This window comes from Formosa bonchosmolovskayae, assembly GCF_051016085.1.
Lineage (GTDB): Bacteria > Bacteroidota > Bacteroidia > Flavobacteriales > Flavobacteriaceae > Formosa.
This window is the reverse complement of record NZ_CP174605.1, coordinates 2,987,394-3,000,260: the sequence shown is the minus strand read 5'-3', so window position 1 is coordinate 3,000,260 and position 12,867 is coordinate 2,987,394. Positions and strand designations below refer to the sequence as shown.

The following is a 12,867-nucleotide window of genomic DNA, read 5'->3' as shown; positions in this document are numbered from 1 at the left end:
ATGAATTTTATTGATTATTATAAAATTTTAGGAATTGACAAAAATGCAACCCAAGCTGATATAAAAAAGGCATATCGGAAGTTGGCTAGAAAATATCATCCCGATTTAAATCCGAATGATAAAGAAGCGGAAAAGCAATTTAAAAATATTAATGAAGCAAATGAAGTGCTTTCCAATACCGAGAATCGTAAAAAGTACGATGCGCATGGTGAAGATTGGAAGCATGCCGACGACATAGAACGTGCTCAAAAAGCACAATATAGTAACAGACAACAAGGCTATCAAAGTTATTCCAGACAAGGTCAATCCGACGATGATTTTTCAGATTTCTTCGAATCTATGTTTGGTAGTCAACGTACATCGGGCTCTAGACAAAGTCGTAGTCGCGCGCAATTTAAAGGCCAAGATTTTAATGCCGAATTACAATTAAACCTAACAGATGTTTATACCAATCAGTCGCAAATTCTGACTGTAAACGGCAAAAAAATTAGACTCACCATACCTGCGGGAATAGAAAACGAACAAGTTCTTAAAATACCTGGTAAAGGAGCGCCTGGTGTAAACGGCGGGCCGAATGGCGATTTATATATTAAGTTTAATATTGTTAATAATACTAAATTTAAACGTTACAATAATAACCTCCATGCCGATGTCGATTTAGATTTATACACCTCACTTTTAGGTGGCGATATTATGGTGGATACGTTTTCTGGAAAAGTGAAATTAAAAGTTGCTCCAGAGACTCAGAATGAAACTAAGGTAAAATTAAAAGGTAAAGGATTTCCTGTGTATAAGAAAGAAGGCGAGTATGGAGATTTTATAATTACATACCATATAAAAACACCAACTAACCTTACAGACAAGGAAAAAGAGCTATTATCCGAATTAAAAAAACTAAGATAAGATGGCAGAAAATCATTATATATTAGTCAATACTATTTGTGTACAATACAACATAGAACCTGTATTTCTAGAAAATTTACACAGCATAGGTTTGGTAGAATTTATCACCATAGAAAACAATACATTTCTTCATCAAGACACGTTAACAGATTTGGAAAAAATGATTCGTTTACATAACGAACTCAATGTAAACCTAGAAGGAATTGATGTGGTTTTTAATTTATTGAAAAAGGTAGATGCGTTGCAACAAGAATTAGCATTGGCTAAAAACAAATTACACTTTTACGAGAATCATTAAAACGCCAATTGAATAAGAAATTCCTTTAAATAACGTTATCCTTGTATTCAATTTTCAAGAATTTTAAATCCACGTTATGAAGATTTCTGCTTTTATCATTATCTGTTTATGGCTTGCATTCTACCCTAAAAAAGATGCCACTTTAGAGCGTTACTCCAAGTTTGAGCACCTAGAGTCACAAAACCCTTGCAAAACCATTACCAAAGACTTTGTCTTGGGCAAATTCAATTTTAAAACAGATTCTTGCTTTGTAAAAGTCGCTCCCGAGTTTTCGAACAAGACCATTTACCTACAGGCCGAAGTTTACAATGCATTTATACAAATGAATGCTCTAGCCAAACAGGACAATATTACATTTAAAATAATTTCAGGAACGCGTAATTTCACCTATCAGAAATCTATTTGGGATCGTAAATGGAATAATTATGCAGACCTAACACCTATCGAACGCGCACAAAAGATACTACGTTACAGTTCAATGCCAAGTACATCAAGACATCATTGGGGAACGGATATAGATTTAAATCAGTTAACAAACTCGTACTTTGAAAGCGGACAAGGGTTAAAAGAATACAATTGGCTAGTTGAAAATGCTAATGCTTTTGGGTTTTATCAGGTGTATACTTCTAAAGCAGATGGACGTACAGGATATCATGAAGAAAAATGGCACTGGTCTTATATCCCATTGGCCTGCCAATACCTAGAATTTTATAATTCTACAATTACCGAAGCGGATATATCTGGTTTTGAGGGTTCTGAATTTGCTTCAGAATTAAAAATGATAACACACTTCGTGAATGGTATAGCTGAAGATGCGAAAGCACAATAAAAACAAAATGCTAAGTATAAATTTAAAGTTGTACTTAGCATTTCGCTTATATTTAAATGCTTATAAATTGATTTTTGCGCCCATAATATCTAAAAACCCCTTAATTAATTCTGGATGTCCTGGCCAAGCTGGAGAAGTTACTAAGTTGCCATCGATAATTGCTTTATCTGCTGGAATATCTTGGAATTCCCCACCAGCCATCTTTACTTCTGGAGCTACAGCAGGATATGCTGTTAATTTTCGTCCTCTAACAACGTCTGCTGCCGTTAAAATTTGAATCCCGTGACAAACGGCCGCAACAGGTTTATTTTCATTAAAAAAATATTTTACCATTTCGATTAATGTGTTGTTTAATCTTAAATATTCTGGAGCACGACCGCCAGCGATAACCAAACCATCGTAATCTGCAACAACTACATCGTCGAAAGTATAATTTAGCACAAAATTATGTCCCGGTTTTTCGGTATAGGTTTGGTCGCCCTCAAAATCATGAATAGCTGTTTTAATAGTATTTCCTTTTTTTTTGTTTGGACATACGGTATGCACCTCGTAGCCTACCATTTGTAACATTTGGAATGGCACCATTGTTTCATAATCTTCAGTAAAATCACCTGTTAGAAAAAGTATTTTTTTCATTTTATAAATTTTTAATCGATTAATATATATGATTCTTTATGCTATCAAGTTACAATGATATTTTATTTTACTATAAATCAACATGTTAAAAAACCGATAATGTTGATATGAATTCCTAATAAAACTCCAGATCACAACAGACTTATTTTTTCTCATATTAATAACACTATATTTACAACCCTAAATATTCCTCTCATGAAACATTCAAGCTTTAAAATCCAGCCTTATTTATACCTTCTAATCGCAATTCTAATTACGTCTTGCAGTACATTAGACGAGCTTACAAAATTTGACGTGTCTTATAATAGGTCCGTAACAATACCTTCGATAACTCCTATAAATTTCCCAATTACAATAAACACACCAGATTTTGATACAAATACAGAGTCTACTTTTAGTATTAATAACACAACTCAAAGTTTAGTTGATGATATTAAATTAAAGGAATTTAGGTTAACATTAACTAACCCAAGTACTGAAGATTTTAGTTTTTTAGAAATCTTAGAAATTTATATTGCGTCTGAAGGTTTAGAAGATAAAAAATTAGCTTGGAGTCCAAGTCCAATTGAAAATGATAGTAATGTATTGTATTTAGAAACCACTGATGATGATTTAAAAGAATATATTTTTAAAGATTCCTTTTATTTAAAGATTAAGACGACAACAGATGAAGTTTTAACAGAAGATCATGAGATGGAAATTAATACAGTATTTACCGTGGATGCTAAAATCCTTGGAATTTAAATAAAGAAATAGCCTTACTAAATATTTAGTAAGGCTATTTCTTTATTTCTAATATTAATAATATTGAATATCAATTTAATATGATGAACAAGTAAACTATTTGTAAGCGCTAAAACTCACGTTTTCCAAATTCACTTTCGATAAATTTAGATTGATTTTTACGTTTATTAAACGCATATGTTAAGTTTAGAAACACCATATCTACTTCGTACACATAATTAGTAGTGGTATAAAAAGACCCCTCTTGCCAAGTACTAATACGTTGTTCGTTCGTGTCTAATAATCCCATATCTATATTTTGCCACTGCAAGGTCGCAACCAATTGATTGTTTAAAAACGACTTTTTAAAAGACAAATTGGGTGAATAAAATTCAGAATCTTCACCTTGCGCAGTCACACGATCGGATAAATAATTAAACGTAAACTGTAATGAAGCCGTGTCTGAAAAATCGTAAGTGGAATTCACGTTTAATGAATACACAAAACTACTTGTATCTATTGGATTTCCGTTGTAAGCCCCGTCTATACTAAAGTTATATAAATTAGCTCCAATAAAATTACTCCATTTGTCGGTAACATTAAACTCAGAGCCTAATTCTAATCCTAAAGATTTACCAGAACCAACATTAGAGTAAATTCTATTTAAAATAGTATCATTATATACCGTATTAACACGATTTATCAAGTTTTTTACATCGCGATAATAAAATGTTCCATACAATGATGCTCCACTTTCAAAGGCTTTAACAACACCGAGTTCTACTAGATCTATAAATTCGGGTTTTAGAGTTGGATCTCCTTGTTCTAAGGTTTCTGAATGTTCGCGTTCCGGAAACGGATTCATTTTAAATGAGGTAGTACGCTCCACCCGACGACTATAAGCGGTCTTTAGTTTTAAATTATCGTTTACTTTATATTGTATCGATGCCGAAGGATATAATTTTACAAAATCGTATGTATATGTGGTATCTACGACACCCACTTTATCTTTTAAATAAAGATCTCTGTTCATACTTTCTAGACGAAGCCCAACACTGTAATCGAATTGGTCTGTAGATTTGTCTAACTGCACATATCCAGAGTTAATTTGTCTTGTTAAATCTACTTCACTGGAAAATTCTGGAATTAAAACAAATTCGCCTGTATTTAAATCTTTGCGTTCGTAAACAAAATCTCCTTTATGATCTAAATTTCGGAATTGATATCCAACTGCTAACTGACCAACCTCCATGGGCTTAAAATTGTAATCGATTTGAAATCGAGCTCCATGTAACGGATTATCATTCGTGTTATATTCTTCTTGCAGAATTTCAGAAGTGTCTGGATATCCTAAGTTTTCATTGGTTGTTGGCCCTCCCAAAAAGGTGTATTCGTATAAAAATGAAGTAGATAAATTAGATTCATTTTCAAAAACATGAGCATAATCAAAACTCGCTACTACAAAATCACTTTTACGAATTCTTAGGTTATCGTTTAAATATTGAAAAGTATAAATACGATCTGCATCACCTCCATCTGCCGGTGTTATCGCATGATTATCGTAATACAAAATGGTCGCTAATCTGTCTTTAGATCTTTTTCCCGCGTAGGCTCCTAGTGAAAAACTATTAGAATCGTCTGGTGTATAATCTAAATTTACGCGTCCCGAATAATTAATCTCGTCAAAACTACGTTCGCCATCCGAAGGAAATCTAGTTAACGTATCGTTTATAATGGTAGACACATCGCCTTCTCTACGTCCAGAAACATCATTACGCTGGTAACTCGCGCCCAATGATAGATTCCATTTGTCTTGTCTTAAATTATAAGTAAAGTCGCCACCGTAACGTCCAGAAGATTCTGCATTATCGTAATCTTCTATACTTGGAAAGCCTAATTTTAAATTCACCTGTGTAAAAGCACCATTAGTTGCTCCCTTTTTAGTGATAATATTTAAAATTCCTGCTTTTCCTTCCGGATCGTATTTTGCAGACGGCGCCGTAATAACCTCTACACGCTCTATAGCATTTGCAGGAAGCTGACCTATTATTTGAGTAGCACTACTTTGAATGGGTTTTCCGTTAAGTAAAAGCGTAAAACTAGTACTTCCTCGTAGCGCGATTTCTCCTTCCCCATTCACGTTTATCGACGGTAAATTTCTTAAGACATCTATTCCATTTCCTCCAGACGCATTTTGAAAATTCTTAGTCGAAAATACTTGTCTATCTACTTTATTAATAACCGAGCTTGTGGTCCCTTGAAGAACAACTTCGTTTAACAATTCTAAGCTAGCATTTAAATATATTTTTCCTAGAGGTAAAGCTTCATTTTGCTTAGAAATTGTAAAAGCATCGGTCGTGGTTTTCTCATAACCTATAAAAGAAGCTTCTAAATAATAGCTTCCCTTTTTAACATCAGCTATATTAAAACGCCCTGTTTCGTCGGTAATTACTCCGGTTACCAAAGTACTATCTTTTACTTTAAACAACGCTACGGTTGCATAATCCACTCTAGATTTATCTTGAGCATTGATAACTTCTCCAGTAATCTGAGAGTACATATCTTGACATAGGCCTATAGCTAAAAGGACTAGAAAAAAACTTTTAAACTTCATTAAATTGGTTGATTTAGAATACCAAATATAAATGAATTCATAGCAGTCGAATAATTTATTTTAAAATTATACTATGACGATTTTATTTCCGCACAAAACCCATTGACTGTAAGCAATTTGCGTTTTTAATCGTTTTAATAAATCACACGTAAATATGGAGAATCCTACTAAATTTTAATAGTATTTTTCCAATTAACACCTCTTTACGAAAACTGACAAATTTGTCACTTAAATATAATACGTAGACAAAAAAACACCTTAAAAACTAAATCTATAAGGTGTTTGATATCTAAATTTAAGGGTAAAGACGTTGATTATTTTTCTATATCACGCATACTTTCCATCTTCTTCAGTTTTAAGAAGCCATTAATATCTTCAAAATGTTCCTTCACGCGTTTGTTTCCAAACTCAAAAACCTTTGTTGCCAGACCTGATAAAAAGTCCCTATCGTGTGACACCAGTATTAAGGTACCGTCAAAATCTTTTAAGGCATCTTTTATAATGTCTTTGGTTTTCATATCTAAATGGTTTGTAGGCTCATCCAGAATTAACACATTTACAGGTTCTAACAATAATTTAATCATTGCCAAACGTGTTTTTTCACCTCCTGAAAGTACTTTTACCTTCTTAGTAGATATATCTCCACCAAACATAAAAGCCCCTAACAAATCTTTAATTCTGTTACGAACATCTCCAACCGCAATGCGATCTATAGTTTCAAAAATGGTTAAATCGCCATCCAATAAAGAAGCCTGATTTTGAGCAAAATATCCTATTTTGGCATTATGCCCTAATTCCATACTTCCTTCAAAATCGATCTCATTCATAATAGCCTTAACCATAGTCGATTTTCCCTCACCATTTTTCCCTACAAACGCTACTTTTTGTCCGCGTTCAATAACCAAATTGGCATTATTAAACACTACATGATCGCCATAAGATTTAGATAATTCGTTTACAACAACAGGATATTGACCAGATCTTGGTGAAGGAGGAAACTTTAATTTAAGTGCCGCAGTATCTACTTCGTCAACTTCTATAGGTGTTAGTTTTTCAAGCATTTTTACACGCGACTGTACTTGTAAAGTTTTAGAATAAGTACCTTTAAAACGGTCGATAAACTCTTGGTTATCGGCAATCATTCTTTGTTGCTCCTCGTACGCTTTTTGCTGATGCGCACGACGGTCTTGTCGTAATTCTAAATAATGAGAATACTTTGCCTTATAATCGTAAATACGTCCCATGGTCACCTCAATAGTACGTGTTGTAATATTATCTACAAAAGCTCTATCGTGCGAAATTACCACAACGGCTTTAGCTTGCGTAATTAAAAACTCTTCCAACCACTGAATACTTTCAATATCCATATGGTTGGTAGGCTCATCTAAAAGAATTAAATCTGGTTTTTGTAATAAAATTTTAGCAAGCTCGATTCGCATACGCCACCCTCCACTAAACTCTGATGTGGGTCTATTAAAATCTGAACGTACAAATCCGAGTCCAGCTAATATTTTCTCGACTTCGGCCTCGTAATTAATCTCTTCGATAGAATAGAATTTCTCACTCAATTCCGAAACTTTTTCAATCAGTTTCATATACGCATCACTTTCGTAATCTGTACGTACGGTTAACTCTTCATTTATAGCTTCTATTTCATTCTTCATTTTAAAGATAGAGGCAAATGCTTTTGAAGCTTCCTCCATAACCGTGCAATTATCTTCGGTAAGTAAATGCTGTGGCAAATAAGAAATGACGTAATTTTTTGGTGAAGACACATTACCGCGAGTAGGTTTACTCTGCCCTGCAACAATTTTTAACAAAGTCGATTTACCTGCTCCGTTTTTCCCCATAAGGGCAATTTTATCATTTTCATTTATGGAAAAAGAGACATCGCTAAATAATGTTGTTCCTCCAAATTCTACTGCAATCGAGTCTATAGAAATCATTTAAAATATATTTATAAGTCGGCAAAGATAAGTTTTATCACTTTATGCTTACAAATGAATTTAAACAAAAAAAACACCTCCAAATTCTCGCTAGAATTTGAAGGTGTTTTTACGTTTGTATAGTGTTATTTTTTAAAAAATATCTATTTCTTCTTCACAAGTATCATTTACTTCTTGAATTTTTTCATCGCGGGTTTCCTCATAATCTGCTATCAGATTTGTCTTTTCGTCCTCAGTTAGACTCTCAGTATTTAGGGTCTCAACGATATAATCATCATATTCGTCGTACAAATCATCAATTAACGCTTCACAGGCTCCTCCCGTGAATTTATTCACTACCTCTTCTACATCGCAAGACAGACACAAAAAGACTAAAAGTAAAACAGATGCCAGTGGTTTTATTACATTCATAATTTATATTTTAGATGACTTTAGGGGCATTGCGCTATACAATACTTATTCTTAATTCCATTTCAGAAAACGAATAACATTACTTCACCCTCGCTTGAATTTCGTTGACTAAAGATTCGTATTTCTTTAAAATTCTACTCCATTCTCTAAAATGCCTTTCGCTCACCACACCATCTTCATGCCGATCTGTATGTTCTGTAACCAATTTGACTTTATAAACTAAAGGATCGCTTGAAGATTCTTTTACTATAAAACGGGTTCTTATTGCACTTTTATCAAAACTATCTACTACCCAAGCTGTACGGATATATCCCGTTTCTTTATCATTCATTTCTATTACATCAAAATGAGACAACACAATTTGATTAAGTAACTTCCACGAATCATCCTTTCCCTTTAATGCTTTTATAGTGACATCGGTATTTGCTAACTCCGACTGAATTGACACATCAAATGCTTCGTCTTTAAGCAGGATAAACTGATATTTACTTGGCGGTTTTGGTAACTCTTTTTTATTACAGAACTCGATTTTTTCGGATAAGTATCCGGTCTTTTTAACCTCTACAAGTGTACAGCCTTTGTCTGGCACTTTAATATCCAGAGCGCCTTTGCCTAATAATTTACCATTAATGTAAATATCGGCATCCGTTTCTGTACAACTCAGTTTTATCTTTTTACTTCCTGGAATTTCATTATAAAAGACTGTATCTGCCAACATAGTAACAGATGTAAAAAAGAATAATGCTATTAATAATTTTGATTTCATAATAGGTTGGTTTAGTTATTTATTGATTCTAAAAATTAAAAGGCATATCCAATACCAATATTAAGAATTGGGTATCCTTTACCAGAAACATATTCTAATACGTCTTCTGTACTCACTTGAAAAGTTTCTCTAACGCCATTAATATCCCCTGTAACTTCAATTTCTGTAGGTAATTCTCCGATCGCATAACCAAGTTCCCATTTAAAGTAAAGTGTTTTTCCATATTTCCATCCCAGTTTTACATTAAAGGAAGCTAATTCTTCTTTTGCTACACCATTAGTAAAGTCCTCACCATCAATATTTGTATTTTCTAGATTACTAACTTCTCCGTTAAATTTACCATAGGAAGCAGAAACATATCCGCCTTTTCCGCGACCACCAAAATAGATATTAGACCCTACTTCAAAATAGTTAAAATCTAAATCGTCGTACGGTAACATCCCATAACTTATAAATGGAGCAATTCTATTTCCTAACAATGGCGTGACATACTCAAACTCTACTCCAATTCCTACAGGGACTCCAGCTTTAACGCCTAATCTAAAAGGGTTTATATCTTCTTTTCTTTGAGAGAAGCATAAAATAGGAAGTAATAGTGTTAACAGAATTAAAGTGTTTTTCATTATTTAAAATTATTAGTGTTTTTACAAAAGAAGGTAAAATCAAATGTAGGTCCTTCATATTTATAAAAAAATACCCTAAATAGGGTATATTTAGACCTAGTCGCCATTATAAGACCTCTAGTTTTTATGTGCTTTGAAGATGAGAATAAATTTACATCTTAAGATAACTTTAAAATAACTCTGGTATAGATTTTGTAATTTTAAAATTCAAACCATTAATAAAAACTAACTTATGGAAACATCCTTAAGCGATTTACATATACAAGAATTAACTACTGCAGTCACATTACTTGAAAACCCAAGTATAGCTGCCAAAATAACTAATGTTATAGGGATGCCAATTGAAAAGGCTATCGAATTTCTTCCCGATAATTGGCAAGAAAACATTGGAAAAATCACTCAAAAATCACTTATCAAAGCTACGGAAGCCGCCATTTGGTCTTTAGAAGATATACCTGTAGAACGACCTTCTAATGCTTGGCATAAAGTTGGAGTTGCCTTTTCTGGTGGTATGGGAGGATTCTTTGGACTAGCAGGTTTAGCCGTTGAATTACCAATATCTACAACGCTTATGTTGCGATCTATTGCAGATATTGCTCGATCTCAAGGCGAATTAATAAGTGAAAACGAAACCAAATTAGCATGTATGGAAGTCTTTGCTTTAGGTGGAGAAAGCCCTTCTGATGATGATGCAGAGAGCGGTTATTTTGTAGTGCGTGCCGCATTAGCAAACTCTATTACGGAAGCCTCTAGATTTGTTGCGACTAAAAAAATATCTGAGGAAAGTGCCCCAGCATTAGTAAAGTTTATTGTAAATATAGCTGCCCGATTTAACGTGATGGTTACTGAAAAAGCTGCAGCACAAGGAATTCCTGCCATTGGAGCTATTGGAGGCGGTATTATTAACACTTTATTTATAGATCACTTTCAAAATGTTGCCAAAGGCCATTTTATAGTAAGAAGATTAGAACGCATTTATGGGCAAGAGTTGGTTAAAACCTACTACAATTCTATTTTAGAACTTGCCGAAGACAATTAAAAACAAAAACTACTCCAAAATAATGGATTTTAATCTGCATTATTTTGGAGTAGTTCATAACATTCTGAATTGATTTGGTGTTTTAAGTAATTGATGCCTTATAAATACTATCAATAGCATGATTTAAAGATGTAGAAAATTCATCATCACTTTGTTGTTGTTTTAAATCGTTTAAAAGTGCTCTTGAAAAACTCGCTATTACACCTTTATTTTTTTCTAATAAGGTATTAGCCGTTTCAATATCGTAACCTCCTGAAAGCGCAAACACGCGCATAACTTTGGCATGATTTACCAAGTCTTTATAAAAATCTGCAACCGTTGGTAATGTTAATTTTAAAATGATATGTTGATCTTTGCTTAGTTTATCTAATTCTAAGCGAATGTTTTTCTTTAAAGTCGATTCGATTTCTGCTTTGTTTTTAGCATGAATATCTACCTCTGGTTCTAAAATAGGAATCAGCCCACAAGCCAGAATTTGTAATCCAAATTCAAATTGTTGTTTTACAATGGCAGCAATACCCTTTGCGTTATTTTCGTAAATTACTGAACGCATTTTAGTACCAAAAACACCAAGATCTTTAGCTTCTTTTAATCTAGATTCTAGATTCGGAATTGGCTTCATGAGTTTTACGCCATCATTTAAATCCTCTAAACCTTTATCTACTTTTAAGAAGGGAACAATTTTTCTATTTAATAAAAAGGAAGGCACAGGTTCCTCACCAATTAATCCTTTCATGGTTCTTTCAAAAAGAATAACGCCTAATATTTTATCGCTAGAAAAATGGTTATTTGTTATAACGCGAGACCGCATTTCATGTATGCGTTGAAACATTTCAGTTTCGTCTTTATATTGATTTTCATCAACTCCATAACCAAGTAGTGCTTTTGGTGTACTTCCTCCACTCTGATCTAAAGCGGCTATAAAACCTTTGCCATCTTTAATTCGTTCTAATTGCTGCTGAAATGTATACATAATCGATATATTTTAGTATTAAATAAATGTTTATTACTTAATATAAAGATGCAAAAAGTTAAAGCAGTTGGCAACTAATAATAACTAAAAATGCGTTAAAGTTTAAGACAGAACGTGGTCTTCGCGCTTCGCTAATTTTGAAGCTATAATACTGATTATAAATATTTGAGATGCGTGAAAAATCATAAGAGGAAGTAATATTAAGCTAGACGCGGCCACATTTTTAAATAGAATTTTATAAAAAATAGTTCCATGTACTAAAGACTTTTTTGTCCCGCAAAATTGTGCCGTGATCTTATCTTCAATACTAAATCTTAACTTCGTAGCAATCATCCCGATGATGTAGAACACGATAAAGAAAATAGCGAGAACTATTACAAACAATAAGGCGAAATCCAACCAATTTACACTATTAAAAATATTGTTATAAAAAGAATCGGCGAAACTTTTATAGATGATAAGTAGAATAACAGATTTATCGAAAAGCGTGAGTTGTTTACTGTATGTCATGGCAAATTGGTGACCATATTTTTGAAGCATAATTCCCAATATTACAGGTAAAATAATCCCTAATATCAAGTTCATATAAATGGAACCATAATCGAACTCTGCACCCGTTTTTTCAATAAATAATCCAACCCAAAGTGGTGTAATTAAAATCCCTATAATTCCAGAAATACTAGCATTAAAAATAGCCGCAGGCACATTCCCACGTGCCATAGAAACCATAACTACAGACGACGATACTGTGGATGGCAAAGCCGCCATAAATAATAAGGCCAGCCAAAAACTATGTTGCTCTTCGGTTTGAACAAACGGATAAAACATAAGGATTAATAATGGAAATAATAAGAATGTAGACAGTTGTACTAACACGTGTAATTTCCAATTGTATAATCCGGATTTGATTTGTGTCGGACTTAATTTTAATCCGTAGAAGAAAAATATTAAAAAGAAACCTATAGAACTCACTGTCGAAATAGGAAAAGGACTCCCTTCTATTCCCCATTGAGGAAAGAAATATGCAAAAATTATAGTTGCTATTATAGCGAGAATGAACCGATCCAATTTAAATTTCATAAATACCAATTTTGACTACAAATTTA

Annotated in this window: 13 protein-coding genes; 5 read left to right on the top strand and 8 right to left on the bottom strand. The window is 33.2% G+C overall.

Annotated elements, in window-relative coordinates:
• The 3 genes from ACKC83_RS12730 to ACKC83_RS12720 all read left to right on the top strand — a co-directional run bounded on the left by ACKC83_RS12730 (position 1) and on the right by ACKC83_RS12720 (position 2,030).
• Positions 1-903 carry a DnaJ C-terminal domain-containing protein gene (locus ACKC83_RS12730; protein ID WP_434035789.1) on the top strand — a complete coding sequence of 301 codons (903 nt, stop codon included), beginning with the start codon at positions 1-3 and terminating at the stop codon, positions 901-903.
• Position 904: 1 nt separating this feature from the next.
• Positions 905-1,201 carry a chaperone modulator CbpM gene (locus ACKC83_RS12725; RefSeq protein WP_434035788.1) on the top strand — a complete coding sequence of 99 codons (297 nt, stop codon included), beginning with the start codon at positions 905-907 and terminating at the stop codon, positions 1,199-1,201.
• Between the two features lie 76 nt (positions 1,202-1,277).
• Positions 1,278-2,030 carry a M15 family metallopeptidase gene (locus ACKC83_RS12720; RefSeq protein ID WP_434035787.1) on the top strand — a complete coding sequence of 251 codons (753 nt, stop codon included), beginning with the start codon at positions 1,278-1,280 and terminating at the stop codon, positions 2,028-2,030.
• A gap of 60 nt (positions 2,031-2,090) precedes the next feature.
• On the opposite strand, the gene ACKC83_RS12715 is transcribed toward ACKC83_RS12720, so the two are convergent.
• On the bottom strand, positions 2,091-2,666 hold the full coding sequence (locus ACKC83_RS12715) for a DJ-1/PfpI family protein (RefSeq protein ID WP_434035786.1): 576 nt from the start codon (positions 2,664-2,666) through the stop codon (positions 2,091-2,093).
• A 195-nt stretch (positions 2,667-2,861) separates the two neighbouring features.
• Here ACKC83_RS12715 and ACKC83_RS12710 point away from each other — a divergent pair, with 195 nt between their 5' ends.
• Entirely contained in the window at positions 2,862-3,410 is a 549-nt protein-coding gene (locus ACKC83_RS12710) for a hypothetical protein (protein ID WP_434035785.1), read from the top strand.
• Between the two features lie 109 nt (positions 3,411-3,519).
• Here the strand turns inward: ACKC83_RS12710 and ACKC83_RS12705 are convergent, their stop codons facing one another.
• The 5 genes from ACKC83_RS12705 to ACKC83_RS12685 form a co-directional block, all read right to left on the bottom strand.
• On the bottom strand, positions 3,520-6,003 hold the full coding sequence (locus ACKC83_RS12705) for a TonB-dependent receptor domain-containing protein (protein ID WP_434035784.1): 2,484 nt from the start codon (positions 6,001-6,003) through the stop codon (positions 3,520-3,522).
• A gap of 314 nt (positions 6,004-6,317) precedes the next feature.
• Complete coding sequence (locus ACKC83_RS12700; protein WP_434035783.1) at positions 6,318-7,949, bottom strand: ABC-F family ATP-binding cassette domain-containing protein; 1,632 nt, start codon at positions 7,947-7,949, stop codon at positions 6,318-6,320.
• Positions 7,950-8,081: 132 nt separating this feature from the next.
• Positions 8,082-8,360, bottom strand: a complete 279-nt coding sequence (locus ACKC83_RS12695) for a hypothetical protein (RefSeq protein WP_434035782.1) — start codon at positions 8,358-8,360, stop codon at positions 8,082-8,084.
• Positions 8,361-8,439: 79 nt separating this feature from the next.
• Positions 8,440-9,126 carry a hypothetical protein gene (locus tag ACKC83_RS12690; protein WP_434035781.1) on the bottom strand — a complete coding sequence of 229 codons (687 nt, stop codon included), beginning with the start codon at positions 9,124-9,126 and terminating at the stop codon, positions 8,440-8,442.
• 35 nt (positions 9,127-9,161) lie between these two features.
• Positions 9,162-9,749 carry a hypothetical protein gene (locus ACKC83_RS12685; RefSeq protein WP_414034233.1) on the bottom strand — a complete coding sequence of 196 codons (588 nt, stop codon included), beginning with the start codon at positions 9,747-9,749 and terminating at the stop codon, positions 9,162-9,164.
• Between the two features lie 232 nt (positions 9,750-9,981).
• On the opposite strand from ACKC83_RS12685, the gene ACKC83_RS12680 reads away from it, so the two are divergent.
• Positions 9,982-10,788, top strand: coding sequence for an EcsC family protein (locus ACKC83_RS12680; protein WP_434035780.1), 807 nt, complete (start codon positions 9,982-9,984; stop codon positions 10,786-10,788).
• Positions 10,789-10,870: 82 nt separating this feature from the next.
• Here the strand turns inward: ACKC83_RS12680 and ACKC83_RS12675 are convergent, their stop codons facing one another.
• Positions 10,871-11,761: a fructose bisphosphate aldolase gene (locus tag ACKC83_RS12675; protein ID WP_434035779.1), complete on the bottom strand. Its 891-nt coding sequence runs from the start codon at positions 11,759-11,761 to the stop codon at positions 10,871-10,873.
• Positions 11,762-11,863: 102 nt separating this feature from the next.
• Positions 11,864-12,841, bottom strand: a complete 978-nt coding sequence (locus tag ACKC83_RS12670) for a bile acid:sodium symporter family protein (protein WP_434035778.1) — start codon at positions 12,839-12,841, stop codon at positions 11,864-11,866.
• Between the last annotated feature and the right edge of the window lie 26 nt (positions 12,842-12,867).